Source organism: Nocardia sp. NPDC051900 (assembly GCF_044452545.1).
Taxonomy (GTDB): domain Bacteria; phylum Actinomycetota; class Actinomycetes; order Mycobacteriales; family Mycobacteriaceae; genus Nocardia; species Nocardia sichangensis.
On the sequence record NZ_JBITBU010000001.1, the window covers coordinates 210,187 to 233,712 of the forward strand.

The following is a 23,526-nucleotide window of genomic DNA, read 5'->3' on the forward strand; positions in this document are numbered from 1 at the left end:
CCGGCGCGGGGCCGACGCCACGACCGACGCGCCGAACGCGCACGGCGACCACCCGAGCCGCGCGCGCCGGGTGAGTTTCTCGGCACGTTGCCCAGCTGAGTTCGGACGACCCGTCTCACACGGTGGTGGTGCGTCCCAGCGGCGGTATCCGCAACTGCTCGGTGCGGCCGCCGTAGCGGAAGACACGGCCCAGGTGGTCGAGCGTCTCGCTGAAGTGCGCCCAGCCTTCGGCGTGGACGGGCACGATCACCGCGTCGCCGAGCGCTTCGGCCGCCTCCAGCGCGGTGCGCGCGTTCAGGGTGACGTCGGTGTCGCCGAAACGGCCGACGTTCGCGGCGCCCACGTTGAGCACGGCGATGTCGATGCGGCCGATCCGCTCGACGATCTGCCGTACCAGGTCGACGGAGGCGTTGTCACCCGAGACGTACACCGTCGGTTCGCCTTCGGCGCGCAGCACGAACCCGGTGACGATACCGCTGAACGGCTCGCAGCCCTCGGGACCGTGCAGGGCCGGCACGCCGGTCACCTGCACGCCGTGCACCGTCACCGTCTCCCAGTTCGCCAGCCCGCGCACTCCTTCGATCCGAGTCGCGGCGCCGGGCGTGGACAGCACGGTCGGCACCGTGGTCAGCAACTTCCGGCCGGAGTCGTCGAGGTTGTCGGCGTGTTCGTCGTGCGAGAGCAATACGACGTCCACGGGGCCGACTTCCTCCCGCGACACGGCGGGCCCGACGAGTTTGTGCAACGTGATGGGCCCCGGGTAATCGCCCGGCTCGTCGAAGGTGGGGTCGGTCAGCCAGGTGCGGCCCGCGTAGCGGAACCGCACCGTGGGACCGCCGATGTGCAGGAGTTCCAGGCCGGTGCGTTCGATCGTCTCGCTCATGCCGTTGATCTTGTCCCACCCGCCCGCCAAGAGATAGTGGCCCGCGAGCCGCTTACCGTTAAGATCGGGCCATGCGTACAGTGGCCGTTCTGGCGTTCGACGGAGTCAGTCCCTTCCATCTGTCGGTGCCCAGCCTCGTTTTCGGCCGGGTCGGCGTCGAAGGGCCCGCGCCGTATCAGGTGGACGTGTGCGCCGAGCGGCCCGGAACAGTGCGCACCCCGGCCGGATTCGACATCCACGTCCGGCACGGACTCGAGACGCTGACGCGGGCCGACACCGTCGTGATCCCGAGCTGGCGACTCGGCGCTCCGCTGTCCGCCGACGTGCGCGACGCCCTGCGCACCGCCCACGCCGGCGGCGCCAGGATCGTCGGGCTGTGCCTGGGTTCCTGGGCGGTGGCCGCCAGCGGACTGGCCGACGGCCGCGAGATCACCACGCATTGGGCCTCCGCCGCCGAGCTCGCCCGTGCGTTCCCCGCGGTCCGGGTCCGTGCCGACACGTTGTGGTCGGATCTGGGCGATATCGTGACCTCCGCCGGGGTGGCCGCGGCGCTGGACTGCTGCCTGCATCTGGTCCGCGGCGATCTCGGCAGCAAAGCCGCCACCCAGCTGGCCAGGTCGCTGGTCACCGCCCCGCATCGCAGCGGCTCCCAGGCGCAGTACATCCCCGTCGCGGTGCCCGACGCCGCCGACGACGATCCGATCGAGCGCGCCATGGTCTGGGCGCGCACCCATCTCGGCGACCCGGTCGACCTGGACGGCTGGGCCCGTGTCGCGCTCATGTCGCGGCGCACCTTCACCCGCCGCTTCCGCGACCGCACCGGCACCAGCCCCCAGCAGTGGCTGCTGCTCCAGCGCACCGATCGCGCGCGGCTACTGCTCGAATCCACCACCGACACTGTGGAACGCATCGCGGTCGACACCGGATTCGGCACGGCGGTGAGCCTGCGCCACCACTTCCACCGCATCCTCGGCACCAGCCCCGCCGCGCACCGCACCAGTTTCCAAGGACAGAACTGACCGGGACGGGCCGCGGGTGGCCGCACGGCCGAGCCCGCTAAGTTCATGGCCATGCGGATTCAGCTGGGCGAGCATGCGCCGGAGATCGATGAGAGCGCGTGGATCGCGCCGAACGCCACCGTGATCGGCCGTGTCCGGCTCGGCGCCGAGGTCAGTGTCTGGTACAGCGCGGTGCTGCGCGGTGACCTGGAGACCATCGAGGTCGGCGCGCGCAGCAATATCCAGGACGGCTGCGTGCTGCACGCCGACCCGGGCTTCCCGCTGACCGTCGGCGCGGGGGTCTCGGTAGGGCACAACGCGATCCTGCACGGGTGCACGATCAGCGACGACGTGCTCGTCGGCATGGGCGCCACCATCCTCAACGGCGCGGTGGTCGGACCCGGCAGCTTGATCGCGGCCAACGCGCTGATCCCGGAGGGCGCGCGGATTCCGCCCGGTTCGCTCGTGGCGGGCGTGCCCGGCAAGGTGCGCCGGGAACTCGGTGCCGAGGAGCAAGATCGCATTCGCCTGAATGCGACTGTCTACCTAGCAAATACAGCCCAACATCGCACGGCGAATGAGGTGTGAAACAGGACACACTGATCAAATGTCCATTAGAGATCGCTGATAGCATTCAGCCAGCGTGCCCGGCGACCCGGGCTCTCCTGTCGACACGGTTGTCGTGCGACTTGTAGCGCAGTGGTGAACCCACCCGGGTCGATGGGTGGGCGAGCGTGCAGGCAGGAGGTATCACGGTGTCGTACGTGCAGTCGGGTGTGCACGGGCCCAAGGGCCGGATCAGCGTCGCCGACATCGCGGCCCAACCGGGGGGAGTCGAGGCACTCCAGCGCCGGGTTCATGAATTACGTTCTCGCGGTGTGGATTTCGCCGCGAACGCGATCGAGAAGGAAATGGCCGAGCTGGATCTGCCGCGCCAATGACTTCGACGCCACGCTCACCGCGGATCACGATGCCGCGGTGAGCGTGGCGAGTCCGGCCGTGGTGTGCTGATCCAGCGCCATCAACGCGGCCCGAATGCGTACCGTTTGCCAGCCACCGTCGACCCGGCGCAGGCGCACCGTCCCCTCGGTACGATGCCGCGCCAGATCTCGCGACATGGTTCGCGCGGTCGCCAGATCATCCGGATGAATCTGCGGCCTCGGTTGCCCGGGGAGATCCGCCCAGGCGACGTCCGGCATGGGCGGCCCGATCCACCGGATCAGCCGCAACGAGCGCAGATTGACGATCGCGCGGTACTCGCCGGGTTCGGTGGCGGCCTCCAGCACCGCGTACTCCAGGATCGTCGGCGGTGGAGCGGCGGAGACGGCGGTGGCCGCGCCGATGTCCTGGGTCACCCCGCGCAGCAGCACATGAGGCTCGCCCGCGTCGTCCGGCTCGGCGACGATCCGGCAGGCGAAATGCCCGGCGCGCAGAGCGTCGTCGTCGCGCCGGATGGTCCAGACCGCCTGATGCTCGGTGCCCGGCGCCGAGTTGACGATCTTGGCCAGCGCCTCGCTCTCGTCGCGGTTGGCGACCAGCCGGGTGAACGCGCCCGCGATGGCCAGCTCGGCGGCACGGTTCTCCGGCGCGACGCCGTACAGGTCCAACAGGTCGATACTGCGCACCGAGCGGTTGGCCGTGAGATCGAAGTACCACGCCCCCATCGGGTCGGCCGCCGCGACCGGCTCTTGCCGCGGGCCCACCCACAGTCGTACGGCATGCGCCCGCCCCGGCGCGATGAGCAGCGGCTCGGCCCGCACCGTGCGCCGTCCGTCGCCGGAGACGCACGCGACCGGCGCACCAGTGGCACATGCCCGCCGCAGCGCCGACTCCGCGTCGGCCCGCGACAGCGGATTGCGCACGATGTTGCTCAGCGGCACGAACGCCTTCGGCGCGGACCCCACGGCGATCACTCGCCCCGGCTGGCCCGAAAAGCACTCCAGCAGCAGCCATTTCGTCACCATCCGCGCCCCCGCACGCCATCATCGGCGGTCCACCGTAACTCGTAATATGCTCGGCCGGTTGTCATTTCGCCCTCCCCGTCCCTGACCGCGCATCCGGCGTGCGGTCAGGACCGGAATACCATGTCCAGCACCTTCTCGTGGTACGACCCCGCCATTCGTGTGACCAGGTCCACAGCGATGGCATCGATTCCGACCAGGACCTTCGCGTCGCCGCGCGCGGCGCCGCGCAGAATGGTCCGCGCAGCCGCTCCCGGGCTGGTCCGCGCCACATGTCCCTCGAATCGGCGCACCACCGCTTGCGCGTCGACGCCCGGCGCGACGCTCGCCGACCGGGCGATCCCGGTGAGCACGCCGCCCGGATACACCCCGGTGACCCGCACCGAGCCGCCCGCCGCACGCATGTCCTGGCGCAGCGAGTCGGTGAAACCGCGTACGGCGAACTTCGCCGCGTTGTACGGCGCGTGCCGCGCGACGGCCACCAGCCCGAACGCCGAGGACATATTGACGACATGCGCGCGATCGGCGGCCAGCAGATGGGGCAGGAACGCCTTGGTCCCGTTGACCACACCCCAGAAGTCGACGGCCATCACCTGTTCGAAGTCGCTGAAGGGCGACTCCAGCACGCCGCCGACGTGCAGGATGCCCGCGTTGTTGAACAGTGCTTCGACCCGCCCGAACCGGGCGACGGTCCGATCCGCGTACGCGAACACCGCCGCCCGATCGGTGACGTCCACCGTGCTCACCGACGGCTCCCGGCCCACGGCCGCGCACAACACCCCCGTCTCGGCCACGGCATCCGCCGACTTGTCCGACAGCGCCAGCGATGCCCCCGCGCCCGCCAATGCCACCGCCAGCGCCCGGCCGATGCCCGAACCCGCGCCGGTGACCGCCACCACACGATTCGCGAAATACCCCATGGCTCAACCCCTTTCCGGACCGGCCGGAGTCGCGGCCGGACACCGACCACAGGCTAGTCAGCCGAATCTGGACGCGCGACCCACTCCATCCGGCCGCTCCTCGGCAATGCCGGGTCACGCGGCGTCCACCCAATGAAATAATGGACGTTCCCGTCCGCACCCGTCGCGATGCCGCGCCCACCGGCCACGGCCCGGCGACCGCGCCGAACCTACTGGAGATCCGATGCCAACCCTCTCGCCCATGTTGCAGCGCATCCTCGAGAAGCCGGTCGCCGACGGCGAAAAGCTCCTGGAAAGCGCACTCTCGGCATTCCTGGACTTCGGTATCAAGCGGACCAGCATGGGCGAGATCGCCCGCCGCGCCGGGATCAGCCCGGCCACGCTGTACCGGCGCTACGAATCCAAGAACGACCTCGTCGAGGCGGTCAGCGTCCGGGAGGCACAGCGCTTCGTCGCCGCGATCGAGAAGCAGGTGCGCACCGTCTCGGGCAACGACGATCAGCTCGTCGAGATCTTCGTCGCGTTCATCAGCGCCATCGCGGGCAACGAACTGCTGCGCCGGCTGCTGCGCACCGAGCCCGACCTGATCCTGCCCCGGCTGACCACCGAGGCGGGGCCGATCCTCGCCGTCGGCCGCGACTACCTGGCCGAGAAGCTGCGCGAGCTACGGAATGCCGGTGGCACGCACGACTTCGACGCCGATCTGGTCGCCGAGATCATGGCCCGGCTGGCGCTGTCGCTCGCCCTCACCCCCGACGGCCTGATCCCGGTCAGCGATCAGAACGCGGCGCGCGAGTTCGCCCGCCGCACGCTGCTGCCGATGGTCGGCGTCCGGGTCAGCGCTTGATCGGCGCTGTCGGACGCAGTCCGTCTTCAGCCCGCGCATGGCCGGAGCGAAGGCGGAGGTACGCCTGATCGGCGCTGTCGGACACAGTCCGTCTTCAGCCCGCGCATGGCCGGAGCGAAGGCGGAGGTACGCTTGATCGGCGCTGTCGGACACAGTCCGTCTTCAGCCCGCGCATGGCCGGAGCGAAGGCGGAGGTACGCGTAATCCGACGCCGAACGCGGCGTCCACCCGCTCGTCCAGCTCGGCCCGCGCCGCCGCATCCGGCGCCCGGCCCTCCACGAACTCGCGCACCAGATCGATGACTCCCGCCGACCGGGCCGCCGCCGGATCGGGCACCGGCAGCCGTGACACATATTGGGTGATCCACCGCCGCCTGCCCGAGTACAACCGATTGCCGCAGACCACGTCGTAGAACCGCAATCCGAGCGCCGAATTGGCCACCCCCATCAGCAGATATGCCAAGCGCGTCGCCTCCGTGGGCGCAGCCGCCAGATCGGGCAGCGAGATCCAGTAGCAGTCGCCGTTGACCACCGCGCCCGAGCTGTCCAGCGCGAAACGCGGACGGTCGCTGATGTCCGGGAATACCAGCTTCGGCTGCTGCCACAGGTGCGGGCGCTGCGGCACCCAGATCTCGTACCAGGCGCGGCCGCTTTCGACGACATAGCGTCGCCCGGCCAGTGTGCGACGATGCGACCGTAGATACGCGGCGGCGGCAGGGTATTCGCCGAGATCGATCGGCGTGCGGCGGGCACAGGCCAGGTCGTAGGGATACAGCACGCGAACGTCGCGGGCGCGTGTGGCCCGCCACGGCGCCAGATCGTGATGGGTGATCAGCTCCAGCAACAGTTCGGGCTCGGGACACAGGTCGGCCTGTGCCCAGCGGTCGGAGATGAACACATGGTCGGCGGTCGTCTTGATGCCGACCCGGATGCGCGCCACCTCGCCGAAATTGCGCCAGGTCGCCGTCGCTATCCGCGCCAGCCAGGAATCGATCGCGTCGTGCGACATCCGCCACGCGGCCTCCGGCTCCCGCGCCGCGCCTCGGAGAGTCCTTCGTTCCGCCGTGACCGCCGGCGCGGCGTCACGGGTCGAACTCTCATCGCCACCCCGACCGGCTCCGGGCGGCCCGCACCCCGTTGCCAACGTGCCGACCTCGACGGCGAAGGTCCGGCCGTTGTACTCGACGATCGAGCCGCCCGGGTCGAGCAGCGCCTCGAACAGCGTCTTCGCACCTGGTGTTTCGCCGATGGCCTCGTAGGCGGAGACGTAGCGGCAACCGTCGCCGTGGTTCGCGCGGCGCGCGATGGTGATCGCGGGCAGCACAGCGGCGGTGAACAGTTTGGTGTCCCCCAGGTCGTACAGCTCGACCGGAGCCAGATCGGTCAGCAACAGCCGCCGGATGTTCGCGCCGGCCTTGGTGGTCAGGAATCGGTTGGCGCACAGGAGGCCGAGCACACCTCCCGCGGCCAGCAGCCGGGGCAGCGTCGCCACGAACGGATGGGTCAGGTCGATCCGCCCGCGCAGACCGAACCGCTTGCTCAGCAACTGCGCGGTCGATCCACCCAACTGCTGGGTGCGCACATACGGCGGGTTGGTGATCACCGCGTCGAACGCGCCGTCCGCGAGCCGCGCCTCGACCGCGAGGAAGTCCGCCTTGTGCCAGTGCGCGTCGATCCCCGCCGAGCGGGCGCGCTCACGGGCGACCGCGAGCGCGCGGGCGTCCAGGTCGTAACCGGTCAACACCAGACGGACACCGGGAAACCGGGCCGCGACCTCTTCGTGCACGGCGAACAGCAATTCGCCGTCGCCACAGGCCGGATCGAGCACACGCAGGACGCCCGCGTCCGAGGGCTCGGCATGGCGCAGCAGCCGTTGCGCCAGGAACCGCGCCAGCACGGGCGGCGTGTAATGCCTGCCGTGCCGTTTGCGGTCCCGCGCGGCGGGAGCTTCGGACGCCATATCGGGATTCTGCCTGGCGCGACCGCGCCCGTTGCCGCAACGCGGGCAACACTTTTGCGCCCCGCGCGCGTCGCGGCCGACTCGCCCGGCGCCCGGCGACGGCGTGGCGCCCGGCTTTCGCGTCGGAGCGTTCGATGCTAGCGTGCGGTCTCGAAATAAGACTACCAAAGGAGGCGGGGGAATGACCGTGACGACCGACGACTTCACAACCCTGACCCGAGTGCTCGACGAACGGTGGACCTGCAGGCAATTCCACTCGCAGCCCGTCGAGCGCGACACCATCCGCGCCCTGTTGCGGCTGGCCCAGCGAACGCCGTCGTGGTGCAACACCCAGCCATGGCAGGTCGTGGTGACGGAGGGCGCCGGAACGGATCGTTTCCGGAAGGAACTGGTCGAACACATCGCGACAGCCACGCCCGCGTCGGATTTCGAGTTTCCCGCGCAATACACCGGTGCGTACCGGGACCGCAGGCGCGAATGCGGAAAGCAACTGTATGACAGCGTCGGCATCGCCAAAGGCGATCACGAGAAGACGATGCGGCAGGCCGTACGGAATTTCGAACTCTTCGACGCGCCGCATGTGGCGATCGTGACCAGCGAAGCCGATCTGGGCGTCTACGGAGCGGTGGACTGCGGTCTGTACATCGGCAGTTTCCTGCTGGGCGCGCAGAGCCTCGGTCTCGGCGCGGCGCCGCAGGCGGCACTCGCCTCGTACTCCCCTTTCGTCCGGGAGTACTTCGGCATCCCGGAGCATCGCAAGGTCGTCGCCGGAATCTCATTCGGATATCCGGACCTCGATCATCCCGTCAACAGCTTCCGCACCACCCGGGCCGACGCCGACGAAGTCGCCACCTGGTTCGCCGACTGACACCCGAGGGCGTCAGCGCGCGCTACCCGCGGTCGCCTCGGCGCCGGTGACGCCCAGCAAGCCCGGTCCCGGCTTCGGGGTGACATCGCGTGCGGTGAGTTCGGCTCCGCACGAATCGCATTCGAGCCGGACGTGGGCCTCGCCCGCGCACTCGTGATGGGCGTAACGCACCGGAGGCCCTTCCGGCGCCATGTAAGCATCGCCCCAATCACGGATGGCCAGCAGAATCGGGTAGATGTCGTGCCCCTTGGGGGTGAGGCGGTACTCCTCGTGCGCACCCACGGCGGCCTTCTGCTTGACGAGGATGCCGTGCTCGATCAGGCGGTCCAGCCGATCCTGCAACCTGCTGCGCGAGATGCCCAGTGCGCTCTGGAAGGCGTTGAACCGCCGGACCCCGGAGAAGCAGGACTTGAGGATCAGCAGCGTCCAGCGATCACCGAAGATCACGAGCGGGCGCGTGATCGAGCACGGCACGTCGGCCAGTTCTTCGTAGCGCACCTCCCGATGCTACCGACCACCGAGCCGCTCCCGCCCCGTGAGACTTCACGACCTCACCCGCTCGAACTGCGTGCGACACACCAAACCGCCGACTCCACAGCGCCGCACGAGCCCGTCGGTGCGAAATCCGGAAAACGCGAAGCGGGCCCCGGGAATACCGGAGCCCGCTTCGGTGCGTAGATCAGAGCGGAATGTTCTTGTGGTGGCTGGCGCGGGCCGGGGCCGCGGCGAGCGCCGCCGCGATAATGCTGCGGGTCTTCGCCGGGTCGATGACCTGGTCGACGACACCGATGGCGATAGCGCGCTCCACACCGCCCGCGATGCGCTCGTGTTCGGCGGTGAGCCGCTCGTGCAGCGCCTCGCGCTCCTCCTCCGGCGCGGCCGCGAGGGCCTTCTTGTGCAGGATGCCGACCGCGGCCTTGGCGCCCATGACGGCCACCTCCGAGCCCGGCCACGCGTAGACCGCCGTCGCGCCGAGCGAGCGGGCGTTCATCGCGATGTAGGCGCCACCGTAGATCTTCCGAGTCACCAGCGTGACCCGCGGAACGCGCGCCTCGGCGAACGCGTGCAGCAGCTTCGCGCCGCGCCGCACGACGCCTTCCCACTCCTGGCCGACGCCGGGCAGGTAACCCGGCACGTCGGTGACCACGATCAGCGGAATGCCGAACGCGTCGCACAGCCGCACGAAACGCGCCGCTTTCTCCGCGCTCTCGGAGTTCAGGCAGCCGCCGAGACGGATCGGGTTGTTCGCCAGCACACCGACGGTGCGCCCACCGAGACGGCCCAGACCGGTGACGATGCTGCGGGCGTACCCGCCCTGCAATTCCTCGAACGACGACTCGCCGTCGACGTTGTCGAGCAGCTCGTTGATGATCGGCTTCACGTCGTAGGCGCGCTTCGCCGACTCCGGCAGCATCGCCTTCAGGTCGACGTCGCCGTGCTCGGCCGCGACCAAGTCGAATTCGCCCTGCTCGGCGAACATCGACACCAAGCGGCGAGCGCGGTGCAGCGCGTCGGACTCGTCGGCGGCCACGATGTGGGTGACGCCGGACTTCTTACCGTGCGTCTCCGGCCCGCCGAGGGTGGCCATGTCGACCTGCTCGCCGGTCACGCTGCGCACCACGTCCGGGCCGGTCACGAAGACGCGGCCTTCCGGAGCCATGATCACGATGTCGGTCAGCGCCGGGCCGTAGGCGGCGCCACCGGCCGCGAAGCCGAGCACCACGGAGATCTGCGGGACCAGGCCGGACGCGCGGACCATGGCCTCGAAGACCAGACCGACCGCGTGCAGCGCCTCGACGCCCTCGGCCAGGCGAGCGCCGCCGGAGTGCCACAGGCCGACCACGGGGACACCGGAGTCGATGGCGGTGTCGATGGCGTCGACGATGTGCTTGCAGCCCTCCACGCCCATCGCGCCGCCCATGACGGTGGCATCGGAGCAGTAGGCCACGGTGCGGACGCCGTCCACCTCGCCGATGGCGGCGAGCACGCCGGACTTGTCGCGCGGGTGTAGCGGAAGAATGGTGCCGGGATCGAAGAAACGCTGGAGCCGGCCGAGCGGATCGCGCGGGTCGGTCGTCGTCTCCTGATGCAACGCGGGAGCGATGATTGTCATCGCGTTGTCTCCTGACCTCGATAAGTGCGCCGCTGCCGCGGCTGCGTATGGCGAAACGCGGCGGGGCCGACCACGTCAGATGGCCGGCCCCGCCGGAATCGTTGTGCAGTCGATCGCGCGGCTATGCCCGACCGAAGGCGAGCGCTACGTTGTGCCCACCGAATCCGAAGGAATTGTTGATCGCGTACTCGATCTCCTGGCGGCGGGCTTCGCCCTTCACCACGTCGAGGTCGATCTCCGGGTCCTGGTTCTCCAGGTTCAGCGTCGGCGGAACGATGCCGTCGCGGATGGAGAGCACGGTCAGCACGGACTCCAGGGCGCCGACGGCGCCGATCGAGTGGCCGAGCGCCGACTTCGGCGCGTACACCGAGGCGTGGCTGCCCACGGCTTTGTTGATCGCGTTCGCCTCGGCGGTGTCACCGATCGGCGTCGCGGTCGCGTGCGCGTTGATGTGCGTGATGTCCTTCTTGGTCAGGCCAGCGGACTGCATCGCCCTGGTCATCGCCCGCGCGGCGCCGTCACCCGTCGGGTCGGGGGCGACGAGGTGGAAGCCGTCGGAGGTGATGCCTGCGCCGAGCAGGCGGGCGTGGATGGTCGCGCCCCGAGCCTTCGCGTGCTCCTCGGTCTCGATGACCATCAGCGCGCCCGCCTCGCCGAAGACGAAGCCGTCGCGATCCTTGTCGAAGGGACGCGAGGCGCCCTTCGGGTCCTCGTTGCGGGTGCTCATGGCGCGCATCATGGTGAACGCCGCGATGGGCACCGCGTCGATGAAGCCCTCGACGCCACCGGTGACGACCATGTCCGCGTCACCCATGACGATCATCCGCCAGGCGTTGGCGATGGCCTCGGAGCCGGACGAGCACGCCGAGACCGGAGTGACCACTCCTGCCCTGGCCTTCAATTCGAGGCCGACAACGGCCGAGGGGCCGTTCGGCATGACCATCTGCACAGCCAACGGCGAAATCTTGCGGTAGCCGCCGTTCTTCAGCTTGTCCACGGAATCGATGAGGGCGTCGCCGCCTCCCAATCCCGTGCCGATGGCCACACCCAGCCGCTCCGGGTCGACTTCCGGGCTGCCCGCGTTCCGCCAGACCTCGCGACCGAGCACGGTCGCGAGCTGCTCGACGTAGGCCATGCGCCGACATTCGACCCGGGTCAGCAGGGTGTCCGGCCGGACCTTCAGGTGACCGCCGATGCGGACCGGAAGGTCGTATTCCTCGACGAAGGAATCCTCGAGAACGTCGATGCCGCTCTCGCCGTTGAGGAGTCCCTTCCACGTCGCATCGACGTCACCCGCGATCGACGTGGTCGCCGCAAGGCTGGTTACGACGACGTTGGGGAAGTTCCCGTTCAAGGTGGAAGGAGTGGTCACAGTTTCGGCCCTACTCGGCGTTGTCGAACTTGGCCTTGAGCTCGGCCGCCGCCTCAGCGTTCTCGGCCTCGAGCTTCTGGATGTAGTTGACGGCGTCGCCAACGGTCTTCAGGCTGGCCAGATCCTCGTCGGGGATCTTCACGCCGTACTTGTCCTCGGTCTGAACCGCGATCTCGACCATGGACAGCGAGTCGATGTCCAGGTCATCGACGAAGGACTTCTCGATCGTCACTTCGGAGGGCTCGATGCCGGTCACCTCTTCGATGATCTTGCCGAGTTCCTCGACGATTTGTTCCTGGGTCAGAGCGGCCACTTCGTGGCTCCCTTCTTGATACTTTGTAGGGCTCTACTGGTTTTTTTCGGATCGAGCGCGGTAATAGTTACCGCCTCTCGGTCACGACCTCGCATCATGTGATGCATGGTCGCGGAGGAAAGCTAGCCGGACACGGTCAGCTCAGCCAACGCGGGGAGGTCTTGCGGGGTCTTCAGGGCCAGCGTGGGCGTGCCCTTCAGCTCCCTCTTGGCAATGCCGACGAGGGTGCCCGCCGGCGGCAGTTCCGCCACCGCCGAAACGGCGGCCTGCCGGACGGTCTCGGTGCACAGATCCCAGCGAACAGGCCGGGTGACCTGCGCGGCGAGCTTGTCGATCGCGTCCTGTCCGGACGCGACCGGCTTGCCGTCGAAGTTCGAGAGCAAGGTTCTGGTCGGCTCGTTCGGCGTGATCTTCGTTATGGCGTCGGTCACAGCATCCTGCGCGGGCGCCATGAACGCCGTGTGGAACGCGCCCGCGACGGGCAGCGCCCGAACCCTGGCCTTCTCCGGAGGGTTCGCGGCGAGCTCGGCGAGAGCGTCCAACCGACCCGCGGCCACGATCTGGCCCACCGCGTTGCGGTTGGCCGGGACGAGGTCGAGTTCGGTGAGCCGTTCGAGCACGGCGGCCTCGTCGCCGCCGAGCACCGCGGACATGCCGGTCGGTTCCAGTGCGCACGCCTTGGCCATCTCCGCTCCGCGGATGGCGGCCAACCGGACCGCGTCGTCGGCGGAGATGACTCCGGCGACCGCGGCGGCGGCGAGTTCACCGACCGAATGCCCGGCGACGATGGTAGCGGCGGGCAGCTCGTCCTGGGAGATCTCCGCGAACGCGAGTAGCGCGGCGGCGACCACCAACGGCTGGGTGACCGCGGTGTCGGTGATCTCCTCGGCCGTCGCGGTGGTGCCGAGACGGACCAGATCCAGGCCGGAAGCCTTGGACCACAGCGTGAGGCGCTCGTTCGCGCCGGGAAGGTCGAGCCAAGGCGCGAGCATGCCGGGTGTCTGAGAGCCCTGTCCAGGGGCGAACAACGCGATCACGCCTCTAAGAAAACACTGTGAGGCGGGCCGCACGAGATGTCGACGCGGATGAAGCTTCGGAAGCGCTTTTGTGGGGGTTCCACAAAAGACCACGTGGGCTGTCCGAATCGACCGATTCCGCCGATGCGTTACAAGCCCTCGGGACCCAACGCGATCGAAGTGACTTCTGGGACAGGAGTTGACGATTCGTTACGGGTTCGTGTCAAACGACCCACTGTCGCGGCGATCCGGAGGACGTACGCGTCCCGTGGATTCATCGGATCCCGGCCGGTGATCTCGGCGATTCGCTTGAGGCGATACCGAACCGTATTTGGATGGACGTACAGCTGGCGCGCACACGTCTCGACCGCTCCACCGCAATCCAGATAGGCATCGAGCGTGTCCGCCAGCGACGACCCCGCCGCAGCCAACGGTAGGACAAGGTACTCGTTCAGCGCGTCGATCGCAGCTCGATCACCCAACAAAGCGCGCTCCGGCAGCAATTCCGCCGCGTGCACCGGTCGGGGCGCCCCCCGCCAACCCACCACGGCCTCCATCCCGGCCAGCGCCTCCACCGCGCTGGCGTGGGCCGCGCCCAGCGTGCGGGTGGTCGGACCGATCACCACCGGACCGTCGGAGAACACCTCCGCGAGCAGGTCTGCCAGGAACGGTGAGATCTGAGCGGTCTCCCCCAGATGCCCGGAGACGACCATCACCAGCCTGGTGCCCTGCACCACCGCGAGCGCGGCCCGCCCGTGCCGCGCCGCGATGGAATGCACCGCCCCCACCGACGAGACACCCTGCTCCCCGGGCGGCGTGCCCACCAGCACCGTCGCCGGTGCGGTGGCGTCCCAGTTCAGCGTCGCGGCCCGGGAGAGCATGTCCGGGCCGGTGTCGCCGCGCACCACGGCGTCGACGACGAGCGCCTCCAACCGGGTGTCCCACGCGCCGCGCGACTCGGCGGCGCTGGCGTACACCGAGGCGGCTGCGAAGCCGAGCTCACGCCCGTAACGCAGCACCGCCTCGGTCAGCGCCACCAGCTGCCGGTCGTTGCGCGCGAGCGCGGGCAGCCACTGCTCGAAGAACTCCATGGCGACGCGCACCATGTCCACGGTCTGGCGCAGCGTCAACCGCCGCGCGAGATCCTGCGGGATCACCTGGAAGGCGTCCAGGCTGAAACGGATGTCGCTGTCCGGGTCCTGGAGCCATTCCAGGAAGTTCACCACCGCGGTCTGCACCAGCATCTGCACGCCCGCCCGCTGCGCGGCGTCCAGATCGGCGAAGAACGGCAACCGATCCTGCATCGACCCCACCGCCTCGGTGGAGAGGCGGCCGGAGAACTGCTTCACGCGTTTGAGCAGCGTGTCCGGAAGGGGGTCGCGGGTCTGCCGGTTCGGGGAGAGCGCGCCCGTCGGCAGATACACCTCGTGCTCGGAAGAGCCCTCGGAGATCCGTCGCGGCCGCGGCGGTTTACGGTCCACCATCCAATATTCCGCTATGCGAGGTCTTCGTCCGAACTCACCGCCGCCTTCGGCGCGGCGTCCACGTCGGCGATGCCGTATTTCGCCGCCGCCTCCGCGGCCTTGGCCGGGTCGAGCTTGCCGATCCGGCCGAGTCCGGCCAGCGCGGCGACCACGATGGACTGCGCGTCGACGTTGAACACCCGCCGCGCGGCCGGGCGGGTGTCGGAGAAGCCGAAACCGTCCGTGCCGAGCGTGGTGAAGTCGCCGGGCACCCACTTGCGGACCTGGTCGGGCACCGCGCGCATCCAGTCGGTCGCGGCCACATATGGGCCGTCGACCCGCGACAGCGCCTCGGTGACGTACGGAACCCCGGGCTCGGCGCCCGGGTCGCGCAGCGCGGCGATCTCCTTGTCGAGCGCCTCCTTACGGAGTTCGCCCCACGAGGTGACCGACCACACGTCCGCCTGCACGCCCCACTCCTGCGCGAGCAGCGCCTGCGCGCGCAGGCCGTCCGGCACGGTGACGCCGGAGACCAGGATCTGGGCGCGCACCGCGCCCTCACCGCCGCGCTTGTACAGGTAGATGCCCTTGAGCAGCCCCGCGACGTCGAGGTCCTCCGGCTCGGCCGGCTGCGGGTACGGCTCGTTGTAGAGGGTGATGTAGTAGAAGACGTCCTCACCGCCGAACTCGGTGGGGCTGCCGTGCGGATGGGTGCCGGGCAGCGGCGCGGAGCCCTGCGGCGGGGTGCCGCCGCCGTACATGCGGCGCAGGCCGTCGCGCACGATGTGGGCGATCTCGAACGCGAACGCCGGGTCGTAGGTCACCACGGCCGGGTTGGTCGAGGCCAGCAGCAGCGAGTGCCCGTCGTTGTGCTGGAGGCCCTCGCCGGTCAGCGTGGTGCGTCCGGCGGTCGCGCCGAGCACGAACCCGCGCGCGAGCTGGTCGGCGGCCGCCCACAGTCCGTCGCCGGTGCGCTGGAAGCCGAACATCGAGTAGAAGATGTACAGCGGGATCATCGGCTCGCCGTGCGTGGCGTACGAGGTGCCCGCCGCGGTGAACGACGCCGTCGACCCCGCCTCGTTGATGCCCTCGTGCAGGATCTGCCCGACGGTGCTCTCTTTGTAGGCAAGCATCAATTCCGCGTCGACGGATGTGTACAACTGCCCATTGCGGTTGTAGATCTTCAACGAAGGGAACCACGAGTCCATGCCGAAGGTGCGGGCCTCGTCGGGGATGATCGGGACGATCCGCTTGCCGATCTCCTTGTCCCGCAGCAGCTCCTTCATCAGCCGCACCAGGGCCATCGTGGTGGCGACGTTCTGCTTGCCCGAACCCTTGCGGACCGAGCGGTAGGCCTCGTCGCCGGGCAGCTTCAGCGGCTTGGCCGCGGCGCGCCGCTCGGGCAGGAACCCGCCGAGCGCCTTGCGCCGGTCGAGCATGTACTGGACCTCGCGGGCCTCCATACCGGGGTGGTAGTACGGCGGCAGGTACGGATCCTTCTCCAACTCGGCGTCGCTGATCGGGATCCGCTGCAGGTCGCGGAAGTCCTTGAGATCCTGCAGGGTCAGCTTCTTCATCTGGTGCGTGGCGTTGCGGCCCTCGAAGTGCTTGCCGAGGGTGTAGCCCTTGATGGTCTTGGCCAGGATCACCGTCGGCTGGCCCTTGTGCGCCATCGCCGCCGCGTAGGCGGCGTACACCTTGCGGTAGTCGTGGCCGCCGCGCTTGAGGTTCCAGATCTCCTGGTCGGACAAGTCCTGCACCAGCGCCTTCGTGCGCGGGTCACGCCCGAAGAAGTGGTCGCGGACGTACGCGCCGTCGTTGGCCTTGTAGGTCTGGTAGTCACCGTCGGGGGTGCTGTTCATCAGGTTCACCAGCGCACCGTCGCGGTCGGCGCCGAGCAGCGCGTCCCACTCCCGGCCCCAGATCACCTTGATGACGTTCCAGCCCGCGCCGCGGAAGAACGACTCCAGCTCCTGGATGATCTTGCCGTTGCCGCGCACCGGGCCGTCCAGGCGCTGCAAATTGCAGTTGACGACGAAGGTCAGGTTGTCCAGACCCTCCATGGCAGCGACGTGCGCGAGACCGCGCGACTCCGGCTCGTCCATCTCGCCGTCGCCGAGGAACGCCCACACGTGCTGGTCGGAGGTGTCCTTGATACCGCGATCGTGCAGGTAGTGATTGAAGCGCGCCTGGTAGATGGCGTTCATCGGGCCCAGGCCCATGGACACCGTGGGGAACTCCCAGAAGTTGTTCAGCAGGCGCGGGTGCGGGTAGGACGGCAGCCCGCGGCCGGGGCCGCCGTTGCTGTACTCCTGACGGAACCCGTCGAGCTGATCGGTCGACAGCCTGCCCTCGAGGAACGCGCGGGCGTAGATGCCCGGCGAGGCGTGGCCCTGGATGAAGATCGAGTCGCCGCCGCCCTGATGGTCCTTGCCGCGGAAGAAGTGGTTGAAGCCGACTTCGTAGAGCGCCGCCGAGGACGCGTAGGTCGAGATGTGGCCGCCGACGCCGATGCCGGGGCGCTGGGCGCGATGCACCATGATCGCGGCGTTCCAGCGGATCCAGGCGCGGAAGCGGCGCTCCACCTCCTCGTCGCCGGGGAACCACGGCTCGTTCTCGGTGGGAATGGTGTTGACGTAGTCGGTGGAGGTCAAGGACGGGATGGCGACCCGACGTTCACCGGCCCGCTCCAACAGACGGAGCATGAGGTAACGCGCACGGCCGGGACCCTCCCGGTCGAGCATCTCATCGAACGACTCGAGCCATTCGCTGGTTTCCTCCGGGTCGATGTCCGGTAGGTAGGACGCCACCCCTTCGCGGATCACCCGCACCCGTCCGGCCGGCTGCGGCGCGTGCGACCCGTTCGGATCGCGGCTCGCGGCGGGCGCGGGAGCGGAGCTGGTACCAGCGGATTTCGCCGGTGCGGAAGAGTGGATCAGGTCGGTCAAATCTGCTCCTCGTACAGGGGTGGACATGCTGATGGCGTCGGTATCCCCGGGCGGGTTCGCTGGTTGGCGGACCCCCCGTTCACGAAAGGTTCGGGCGCACCATCCATCCTTGCCGATGACGCGTCCCAAATCATCATCTCAGCCGGAAATCCAGTACCGTTCGACAGGCAAGGTGAGCATGTCGAGCGTGGCAGCCCTGAGGAGCGGGAGGACGATGAAGCTGCTGAACCCACGCGGGTTCGGAATGGTGTGTGCCACCGGCGCGGTCGCCATCGGATTGGTCGTCGCGGGGTGCGCCAACCGGGTGGAAGGCGTGGCGGGTCCGAACGCGAGCGATCTGGCGGCATACAAGACCGAGGCAGCGTCCTCGTCGGCGGCGGCGACCTCATCCAGGCGCGCCGCGGCCCAGGCCAAGGCCATCTCCGACAACTGCGGTCAGTTCCCCACCATCACCGGAGCGGGCGTCAGCAAATACAACGATTTCGTCGACGCGCACGATGCGAACGCACCGGACTACGTCGCCAAGCGCGACTCGGCGGCGCAGACTCTAGAGGACGCCGCGAACAAGGTGGAAAGCGGCGTGAACTCCGCCAAGGAGGCGCTACCCACGGACCTGGTGCCGCTGTTCACCGAATACGTGAACGCCGCCCGCGCGCTGGCCGCCGAGACGCGCAAGATGACCTACACCGCCCCGGTCGCGGCGCTCAACGATGCCAGCAAGCGGGTCAACGACGCGCGCAACGCCGTCCGCGACTCGTGTCCGAAGCGCTGAGAAAGCCCTTGACACACCATCGCAACGCGACATTCGGTAGCTATTTCGCCGGATCGGCTTGCGCTGAAGCCCATAACCATGTTCGCTTGCAACTACCTACTGTCGGGAGTTGAGGAGGACGCCACCGTGGTCGCCGCGGCGGACGCGCAGAACTACGCTCAGAAGCTTGGCATCTCACACGGCTTGGTTGTCCAGGAATTGGGCTGGGACGAGGACGTCGACGACGACCTGAGGGCCGATGTCGAGGAAGCGATCGGCGGTGAACTCGTCGACGAGGACTCCGACGAAGTGATCGACGTCGTGCTGCTGTGGTGGCGGGATGGGGACGGTGATCTGGTCGACGCCCTGATGGACGCCATCGCCCCGCTCGCCGACGACGGTTTCGTCTGGGTACTCACCCCCAAGACTGGACAACCCGGCCATGTCGAGCCGAGCGAAATCGCCGAATCCGCACCGACCGCAGGTCTGACCCAGACCTCGGCGATCAGCCTCGGCTCGTGGACCGGAAGCAGACTCGTGCAGCCCAAGGCGCCCTCGAAGCAGCGTTGAGCCACCGCGCTATGGTTTCCACCAGGGTGGTGTCGCACGCCCACCCGGTGGAGACCCGACACGATGGAGGATTCGCTATGCCGCTAGAGGTTGGCACTGTCGCGCCGGATTTCACGCTGAAGGACCAGAACAACCAGGAAGTCACCCTGTCGGCTTACCGGGGCAAGAAGAACGTCCTGATCGTGTTCTACCCGCTCGCCTTCACCGGCATCTGCCAGGGTGAGCTGTGCAAGGTGCGCGACGAGCTGCCCAAGTTCCAGAACGACAACGCGGAGATCCTCGCGATCTCCGTCGGCCCGCCGCCAACGCACAAGATCTGGGCCGCCGAGCAGGGCTACATCTTCCCCCTGCTGTCGGACTTCTGGCCGCACGGCGCGGTGGCCCAGGCCTACGGCGTCTTCAACGAGAAATCGGGCTACCCGAACCGAGGCACCTTCGTCGTCGACCGCGAGGGCTACATCCGCTTCGCGGAGATGAACGGCCCCGGAGAACCCCGTGACCAGGCGGCTTGGGAGAAAGCGCTCGCCGCGCTAGATTCATAAGCCGCCGGTAACGGCACGGGCGTATAGCTCAGCGGTAGAGCTCTGGTTTTACACACCAGCGGTCGGGGGTTCGATCCCCTCTGCGCCCACCGAGAAGATGCAGGAGAGAGGAATACCTGCCTGCATTCAGGCCAGCACCCCTCACCGGCCACCGTCCTGCGGCTGCTGCGCGAGCACGACCGGACCAGCGCGCCGACAGGTTGATCACCTCCGAGTTCCGACACGGGATTCCGGCACTCCGGTGCTGGTCCTCCACACGGGGCCTGGTTGTCGGCAAACGATCATTTACCGACGATGCGCCGGCTTCGGCCGCTCGATAAGCGGCATTTGAGGATGCTCGTCGGACCGTGCCTTCCTGACGGTTCCACTGTCGGAGCTGTTCTTGGGCGCTGGTCAAGATAGCATCGGGGGCTGGCACTAGGTCGGGACTGGAGATGCCTCGTAACAGACGTCCGCAGGATCGGGAAGAGAAGCGCGCGGAGATCGTGGTGGCTGCTCGGCGGTTGTTCGTCGAGCAGGGATACGACGCGGCATCGATGTCGCGGATCGCCCGCGACGCCGGAGTCGTGTCGAACACGCTGTACTGGTACTTCCAGGACAAGGACGCGGTATTGATCGCGGTCCTGGACGCGGTACTGGCCGACTCGATGGCCTCCTACAGCGAAATGCTGGGCTCGGGGCTGGCTGATCGGCTGCTATGGCTGGTCCAGGAATTGGAGCAACTGGGCCGGTTGGTGAGCACGGTGCACATGCGCGCCGAGAAGTCCGCAGCCATTCACGAATGGCACGAGCAGTTCCACGCGCTGGCCGAGGGATTGTTCCGGGCAGAGCTGATCGAGCTCGGCGTGCCCGCCGACGAACTGGATCCGCTGGTCGCGATCGGCGTTTTCGTTGTCGAGGGCTTGCTGACGCATCCGACGGAGCAGCCCCAGCGGCGCGCGGTGATCGAGACGTTGCTCAACAGCGCTCGCAGTCTTGCCGCGGCTGCCGGCTGAGTGCCTGCTCTCCGCACGTCCACGGGGCAGCCTACTGCGTGCTGTGTGCGGTGTTATCGAATTGTGTTGCCAGGAAATCGATTTGGTCACGCACGGCGCGTTCGAAGTGCTCGCCCAAGTAGATGCCGAAGTGGTCGCACGGGTAGTTCTGGACGTGCACGTGTGCTAGGCCCTGCGCGCGCCGCTTCGTGGTCTTCGCGGGCGCGGCCGCGTCGTTGTCGCAGATACACAGCAGCGTCGGAGTGCTGAAGCGAGCCAGCGCGCGGCCGGGCCGATCGAGCGGAAGGTGCAGCACCAGCCGTGCGGCCAGGGCGTTGGCGGCGTCGAATTCACCGTCCGGGCCGCGCAATACACCCCACATGCTGTCGCGACCGACACCGGTCACGGGTTCTTCCCCACCGTCGATCTCGGTCAGCTCGATGTTCTCCGACACCTGAGCCCGCACCGACGGCAGCCGTTTCAACAACGTGCTGGTGCGCCGCGAGAGCCGGGTCCCCGCAGGCAGGAGCGCGGAAGCGCCGGCGAGCGCGTCGGGTGAGGCCACGAACGCGGGCATCCAGGACGTCCCCGCCATCGGCACCAGGATCGGCTTCGCGCCGAACCAGGAACCGACCGTGTCCAGGATGCCTGCCACTATCAGCGTTACCACGCTCAGCGGGCCCGTCCGGATACGTGAGCGCAACGACGCCGGTCCGTCGGTGAAGGGGCACTGGGCCACGACCGCCGCGATACGGCTGTCTTCGGAGGCGACCTGAAGGACATGTCCGCCGCCGAACGAGCTGCCCCACAACGCGATCCGGTCGACATCGACCTCCGGCAGGGTGCGTACGAAGGCCAGGGCGGCATGCCAATCGGCGCGTTGCTTGCCGATATCGAGGAGTTGGCGCGGTGCTCCGCCGCTGGCCCCGAGGTGACGGTAGTCGAACACCAGCACCGACCACCCCGCGTCGGCGAACCGTTCCGCGTAGGCATCCAGGCGCATCTCCCGCACCGCCCCGAGCCCGTGCCCCATGATCACCATCGGACGCGGGCCGTTCACGTCTGGTGCGGCGTACAGCCAGGCCGCGCACTCGTCCTGGCCAGAGGCGAACGAAACCGCACGGCGCCGCACCGTTGCCGTCTCGCGCCGATCGGTAGGCCCACTGAAGTCCATGACTCACGTCCTCTCGCTTACCATCGCCCTTCTTGGACGACATCCAAGAAGCAGGCCGCGCTTACGGTAAAGACTTCTTGGACGTCAGTCAAGAAGTTGGCCGAGTATGGCTCTGCGTTGGCGATGCCGAACGCGCCGAACTCCAGAAATGCGTGGAATATATGCGCTCCGGCGGCACCCCTCGTCGTGCCATCACTGGACCGGCTCGGCCGCTCCCTGATCGTCCAAGGCACCCACGAAGGCCTCGACGCCGCACGCGCCCGCGGGCAACGCCTCGACCGCCCACCGGCCATGACCACCGAGCAGATCCGCCAGGCCCGCGCCATCCTCACCCGACCGGAAGAGACCGTCTCCTCGGTCGCCCGGCTGCTGGGTGTCTCGCGCAGCACGATCTACAAGTACCTGCCCGAACCGACCACCCAAACCAAGCCCGTGCTCTAGGAAAGCGCCTGACCGCCGGAAACGCTGGGACGCGGGCGTTATCAGGGGTCAGTCGCGCGTCTTGTACGTGATGAGGTTGCCATCCCACCATCGCCGAACCGGCGGAGCTGTTCGAGGTGTCGCGCCCGACGGTGTACCGGGTCCTCGACCGCGCCAGCATCACGACAGCCACAGCGGATGCGGCATGACCGCCGCAACCACGTACGCTACCCCGGCCTGAACACCCCATGGGAAGCGAGCACCACACCGTGTCGATCACCGCTGACAGAACCGCCCTCACCGACCCCGCCCGGCTAGCTGCGGTACGCCGTTACGAGATCCTCGACGCTCCAACCGACGGCCAGTTCGACACCATCGCGGCGACCGCCGCAGCGGTGTGCGGCACCCCGATCGCCACGGTCAGCATCGTCGACGCCGACCGGGTCTGGTTCGCCGCGGCCAAGGGACTGGATGGTGTCGCGCAGGTCGGCACGGAACCGGGACTGTGCGCGTCGGCGTTCTGCGCCGACGGCACGTACGTGGTCAACGACGCGGTCACGGATCCGCGCACCCTCGATCATCCGTTGGTACGTGGTGAGCTGGGGCTGCGGTTCTACGCCGCCGCCCCGATCGTCACCACCGACGGGCACCACCTCGGCACCGTTACCGCAATCGACGCCATGCCTCGGGAGTTGAGCGAGGTGCAGAGGACCGTGCTCGGCTATCTCGCCGACCAGGTCGCGCAGCACCTGGAGCTGCGCCTGGCCACCCTCGAGGCGGTACGCGCCGAACGCCAGTTGCGCGACGATGCCGAGCAACGCGCCGCTGCCGCCGCCGAGCTCGCCGCCCAGATACGAGCCGCGGCTGCCGTACAGGCCACCACGCCGCACCCTGAGCACTGCCAGCTCGGCGGCACCGCCGGCTGCACCGCGCCGGCCGAGCTGAAGATCGCCGATTCGTGGGGCGACTCGGCCTGGGGCTGCACCACCCACGTCGAAGAGGCCATCATCAACGTCCGTTCGGTGTTCATCGCCAACGAGGAACTCGGTGGCCTGGCCGCCTACCTCAACCGCTGACCGTCACCACGAACCAACCTCCCGGCCCCCGTGCGGCACCGGCAGCCCGGGTGAACGCCCGCCACGCGCGCACCCGCAGCTACCGGCCTCGTGGTGCCCTTGTGACGCTGTATCCCCAGTGCATCAGCAAGCCCCTTGGAAGGCCCGAGTAGCTCGGTACCCGATTCTGGTACACCAGCCGTTCGGGACAGATGTCACCTACGGCCCGTCGAATGACATCCATATGGGTACTTGGACACGCCCGGGGTATCTGGCCGGTCAGCGCCCGGTTTCGCTGCCGGGCTCTGGCCACGCCGGCCCCACGGTTCCTGCGCAATCTCGGACCGGCGCACTGCAGGCACCAGTTCGGCCCGAGACA

23 protein-coding genes and 1 tRNA gene are annotated in these 23,526 nt (G+C 68.5%); 12 read left to right on the forward strand and 12 right to left on the reverse strand.

Annotation, left to right across the window (positions count from 1 at the left end; all coding sequences use genetic code 11):
* Nucleotides 1-115: 115 nt before the first annotated feature.
* Nucleotides 116-883, reverse strand: coding sequence for an MBL fold metallo-hydrolase (locus tag ACIA5H_RS00945; RefSeq protein ID WP_379252979.1), 768 nt, complete (start codon nucleotides 881-883; stop codon nucleotides 116-118).
* Nucleotides 884-954: 71 nt separating this feature from the next.
* On the opposite strand from ACIA5H_RS00945, the gene ACIA5H_RS00950 reads away from it, so the two are divergent.
* The 3 genes from ACIA5H_RS00950 to ACIA5H_RS00960 all read left to right on the forward strand — a co-directional run bounded on the left by ACIA5H_RS00950 (nucleotide 955) and on the right by ACIA5H_RS00960 (nucleotide 2,822).
* Nucleotides 955-1,902, forward strand: a complete 948-nt coding sequence (locus ACIA5H_RS00950) for a GlxA family transcriptional regulator (protein ID WP_397072969.1) — start codon at nucleotides 955-957, stop codon at nucleotides 1,900-1,902.
* A 51-nt stretch (nucleotides 1,903-1,953) separates the two neighbouring features.
* Complete coding sequence (locus tag ACIA5H_RS00955) at nucleotides 1,954-2,469, forward strand: gamma carbonic anhydrase family protein (RefSeq protein WP_397072972.1); 516 nt, start codon at nucleotides 1,954-1,956, stop codon at nucleotides 2,467-2,469.
* Between the two features lie 167 nt (nucleotides 2,470-2,636).
* Nucleotides 2,637-2,822, forward strand: coding sequence for a hypothetical protein (locus tag ACIA5H_RS00960; RefSeq protein ID WP_039803648.1), 186 nt, complete (start codon nucleotides 2,637-2,639; stop codon nucleotides 2,820-2,822).
* Nucleotides 2,823-2,846: 24 nt separating this feature from the next.
* Here the strand turns inward: ACIA5H_RS00960 and ACIA5H_RS00965 are convergent, their stop codons facing one another.
* Nucleotides 2,847-3,845 carry a GAF domain-containing protein gene (locus ACIA5H_RS00965; RefSeq protein WP_397072974.1) on the reverse strand — a complete coding sequence of 333 codons (999 nt, stop codon included), beginning with the start codon at nucleotides 3,843-3,845 and terminating at the stop codon, nucleotides 2,847-2,849.
* Between the two features lie 104 nt (nucleotides 3,846-3,949).
* A complete protein-coding gene (locus ACIA5H_RS00970) occupies nucleotides 3,950-4,762 on the reverse strand; it encodes an SDR family NAD(P)-dependent oxidoreductase (protein ID WP_397072977.1) in 813 nt (270 codons plus the stop codon).
* Nucleotides 4,763-4,985: 223 nt separating this feature from the next.
* On the opposite strand from ACIA5H_RS00970, the gene ACIA5H_RS00975 reads away from it, so the two are divergent.
* Nucleotides 4,986-5,609 (forward strand): TetR/AcrR family transcriptional regulator, encoded by a 624-nt coding sequence (locus ACIA5H_RS00975; RefSeq protein ID WP_355072755.1) that lies wholly within the window; start codon nucleotides 4,986-4,988, stop codon nucleotides 5,607-5,609.
* Between the two features lie 162 nt (nucleotides 5,610-5,771).
* Here the strand turns inward: ACIA5H_RS00975 and ACIA5H_RS00980 are convergent, their stop codons facing one another.
* A complete protein-coding gene (locus ACIA5H_RS00980) occupies nucleotides 5,772-7,568 on the reverse strand; it encodes an Eco57I restriction-modification methylase domain-containing protein (RefSeq protein WP_397072980.1) in 1,797 nt (598 codons plus the stop codon).
* Between the two features lie 181 nt (nucleotides 7,569-7,749).
* Here ACIA5H_RS00980 and ACIA5H_RS00985 point away from each other — a divergent pair, with 181 nt between their 5' ends.
* A complete protein-coding gene (locus ACIA5H_RS00985) occupies nucleotides 7,750-8,436 on the forward strand; it encodes a nitroreductase (RefSeq protein WP_397072983.1) in 687 nt (228 codons plus the stop codon).
* Between the two features lie 12 nt (nucleotides 8,437-8,448).
* Here the strand turns inward: ACIA5H_RS00985 and ACIA5H_RS00990 are convergent, their stop codons facing one another.
* The 7 genes from ACIA5H_RS00990 to aceE all read right to left on the reverse strand — a co-directional run bounded on the left by ACIA5H_RS00990 (nucleotide 8,449) and on the right by aceE (nucleotide 17,661).
* Nucleotides 8,449-8,934, reverse strand: a complete 486-nt coding sequence (locus tag ACIA5H_RS00990; RefSeq protein WP_355072749.1) for a helix-turn-helix domain-containing protein — start codon at nucleotides 8,932-8,934, stop codon at nucleotides 8,449-8,451.
* Between the two features lie 181 nt (nucleotides 8,935-9,115).
* Entirely contained in the window at nucleotides 9,116-10,549 is a 1,434-nt protein-coding gene (locus tag ACIA5H_RS00995; protein WP_355072748.1) for a carboxyl transferase domain-containing protein, read from the reverse strand.
* 121 nt (nucleotides 10,550-10,670) lie between these two features.
* Entirely contained in the window at nucleotides 10,671-11,921 is a 1,251-nt protein-coding gene (locus ACIA5H_RS01000) for a KasA/KasB family beta-ketoacyl-ACP synthase (RefSeq protein WP_355072747.1), read from the reverse strand.
* A 10-nt stretch (nucleotides 11,922-11,931) separates the two neighbouring features.
* Nucleotides 11,932-12,234 carry a meromycolate extension acyl carrier protein AcpM gene (gene acpM / locus ACIA5H_RS01005; protein ID WP_039796877.1) on the reverse strand — a complete coding sequence of 101 codons (303 nt, stop codon included), beginning with the start codon at nucleotides 12,232-12,234 and terminating at the stop codon, nucleotides 11,932-11,934.
* Nucleotides 12,235-12,356: 122 nt separating this feature from the next.
* Complete coding sequence (locus ACIA5H_RS01010; protein ID WP_355072745.1) at nucleotides 12,357-13,271, reverse strand: ACP S-malonyltransferase; 915 nt, start codon at nucleotides 13,269-13,271, stop codon at nucleotides 12,357-12,359.
* 128 nt (nucleotides 13,272-13,399) lie between these two features.
* Nucleotides 13,400-14,734, reverse strand: coding sequence for a helix-turn-helix domain-containing protein (locus tag ACIA5H_RS01015; RefSeq protein ID WP_355072743.1), 1,335 nt, complete (start codon nucleotides 14,732-14,734; stop codon nucleotides 13,400-13,402).
* Between the two features lie 11 nt (nucleotides 14,735-14,745).
* The gene (gene aceE / locus ACIA5H_RS01020) at nucleotides 14,746-17,661 is read right to left on the reverse strand and encodes a pyruvate dehydrogenase (acetyl-transferring), homodimeric type (RefSeq protein WP_397072987.1); all 2,916 of its coding nucleotides are present in this window, start codon (nucleotides 17,659-17,661) and stop codon (nucleotides 14,746-14,748) included.
* A gap of 214 nt (nucleotides 17,662-17,875) precedes the next feature.
* Here aceE and ACIA5H_RS01025 point away from each other — a divergent pair, with 214 nt between their 5' ends.
* The 5 genes from ACIA5H_RS01025 (at nucleotide 17,876) to ACIA5H_RS01045 (ending at nucleotide 20,519) form a co-directional block, all read left to right on the forward strand.
* Nucleotides 17,876-18,433, forward strand: a complete 558-nt coding sequence (locus ACIA5H_RS01025; protein WP_397072989.1) for a hypothetical protein — start codon at nucleotides 17,876-17,878, stop codon at nucleotides 18,431-18,433.
* 126 nt (nucleotides 18,434-18,559) lie between these two features.
* On the forward strand, nucleotides 18,560-18,982 hold the full coding sequence (locus tag ACIA5H_RS01030; RefSeq protein WP_355072984.1) for a DUF3052 domain-containing protein: 423 nt from the start codon (nucleotides 18,560-18,562) through the stop codon (nucleotides 18,980-18,982).
* A 77-nt stretch (nucleotides 18,983-19,059) separates the two neighbouring features.
* Nucleotides 19,060-19,524 carry a peroxiredoxin gene (locus ACIA5H_RS01035; RefSeq protein WP_355072739.1) on the forward strand — a complete coding sequence of 155 codons (465 nt, stop codon included), beginning with the start codon at nucleotides 19,060-19,062 and terminating at the stop codon, nucleotides 19,522-19,524.
* 17 nt (nucleotides 19,525-19,541) lie between these two features.
* Nucleotides 19,542-19,613, forward strand: a tRNA-Val gene (locus ACIA5H_RS01040).
* 345 nt (nucleotides 19,614-19,958) lie between these two features.
* Nucleotides 19,959-20,519: a TetR/AcrR family transcriptional regulator gene (locus ACIA5H_RS01045; protein WP_379252971.1), complete on the forward strand. Its 561-nt coding sequence runs from the start codon at nucleotides 19,959-19,961 to the stop codon at nucleotides 20,517-20,519.
* 31 nt (nucleotides 20,520-20,550) lie between these two features.
* Here the strand turns inward: ACIA5H_RS01045 and ACIA5H_RS01050 are convergent, their stop codons facing one another.
* On the reverse strand, nucleotides 20,551-21,672 hold the full coding sequence (locus ACIA5H_RS01050) for an alpha/beta hydrolase (protein ID WP_397072991.1): 1,122 nt from the start codon (nucleotides 21,670-21,672) through the stop codon (nucleotides 20,551-20,553).
* Nucleotides 21,673-21,858: 186 nt separating this feature from the next.
* Here ACIA5H_RS01050 and ACIA5H_RS01055 point away from each other — a divergent pair, with 186 nt between their 5' ends.
* Both ACIA5H_RS01055 and ACIA5H_RS01060 read left to right on the forward strand, forming a co-directional pair.
* A complete protein-coding gene (locus tag ACIA5H_RS01055; protein WP_397072993.1) occupies nucleotides 21,859-22,113 on the forward strand; it encodes a helix-turn-helix domain-containing protein in 255 nt (84 codons plus the stop codon).
* 248 nt (nucleotides 22,114-22,361) lie between these two features.
* The gene (locus ACIA5H_RS01060) at nucleotides 22,362-23,168 is read left to right on the forward strand and encodes a GAF domain-containing protein (RefSeq protein WP_379252968.1); all 807 of its coding nucleotides are present in this window, start codon (nucleotides 22,362-22,364) and stop codon (nucleotides 23,166-23,168) included.
* The last annotated feature ends 358 nt before the right edge of the window (nucleotides 23,169-23,526 follow it).

Excerpts from the sequence above, each read along its gene's own strand:
- ACIA5H_RS00945 (WP_379252979.1), bottom strand. The coding sequence starts at position 883 with ATGAGCGAGACGATCGAACGCACCGGCCTGGAACTCCTGCACATCGGC.
- ACIA5H_RS00950 (WP_397072969.1), top strand. The coding sequence starts at position 955 with ATGCGTACAGTGGCCGTTCTGGCGTTCGACGGAGTCAGTCCCTTCCAT.
- ACIA5H_RS00955 (WP_397072972.1), top strand. The coding sequence starts at position 1,954 with ATGCGGATTCAGCTGGGCGAGCATGCGCCGGAGATCGATGAGAGCGCG.
- ACIA5H_RS00965 (WP_397072974.1), bottom strand. The coding sequence starts at position 3,845 with ATGGTGACGAAATGGCTGCTGCTGGAGTGCTTTTCGGGCCAGCCGGGG.
- ACIA5H_RS00970 (WP_397072977.1), bottom strand. The coding sequence starts at position 4,762 with ATGGGGTATTTCGCGAATCGTGTGGTGGCGGTCACCGGCGCGGGTTCG.
- ACIA5H_RS00975 (WP_355072755.1), top strand. The coding sequence starts at position 4,986 with ATGCCAACCCTCTCGCCCATGTTGCAGCGCATCCTCGAGAAGCCGGTC.
- ACIA5H_RS00980 (WP_397072980.1), bottom strand. The coding sequence starts at position 7,568 with ATGGCGTCCGAAGCTCCCGCCGCGCGGGACCGCAAACGGCACGGCAGG.
- ACIA5H_RS00985 (WP_397072983.1), top strand. The coding sequence starts at position 7,750 with ATGACCGTGACGACCGACGACTTCACAACCCTGACCCGAGTGCTCGAC.
- ACIA5H_RS00995 (WP_355072748.1), bottom strand. The coding sequence starts at position 10,549 with ATGACAATCATCGCTCCCGCGTTGCATCAGGAGACGACGACCGACCCG.
- ACIA5H_RS01015 (WP_355072743.1), bottom strand. The coding sequence starts at position 14,734 with ATGGTGGACCGTAAACCGCCGCGGCCGCGACGGATCTCCGAGGGCTCT.
- ACIA5H_RS01025 (WP_397072989.1), top strand. The coding sequence starts at position 17,876 with ATGAAGCTGCTGAACCCACGCGGGTTCGGAATGGTGTGTGCCACCGGC.
- ACIA5H_RS01035 (WP_355072739.1), top strand. The coding sequence starts at position 19,060 with ATGCCGCTAGAGGTTGGCACTGTCGCGCCGGATTTCACGCTGAAGGAC.
- ACIA5H_RS01045 (WP_379252971.1), top strand. The coding sequence starts at position 19,959 with ATGCCTCGTAACAGACGTCCGCAGGATCGGGAAGAGAAGCGCGCGGAG.
- ACIA5H_RS01050 (WP_397072991.1), bottom strand. The coding sequence starts at position 21,672 with ATGGACTTCAGTGGGCCTACCGATCGGCGCGAGACGGCAACGGTGCGG.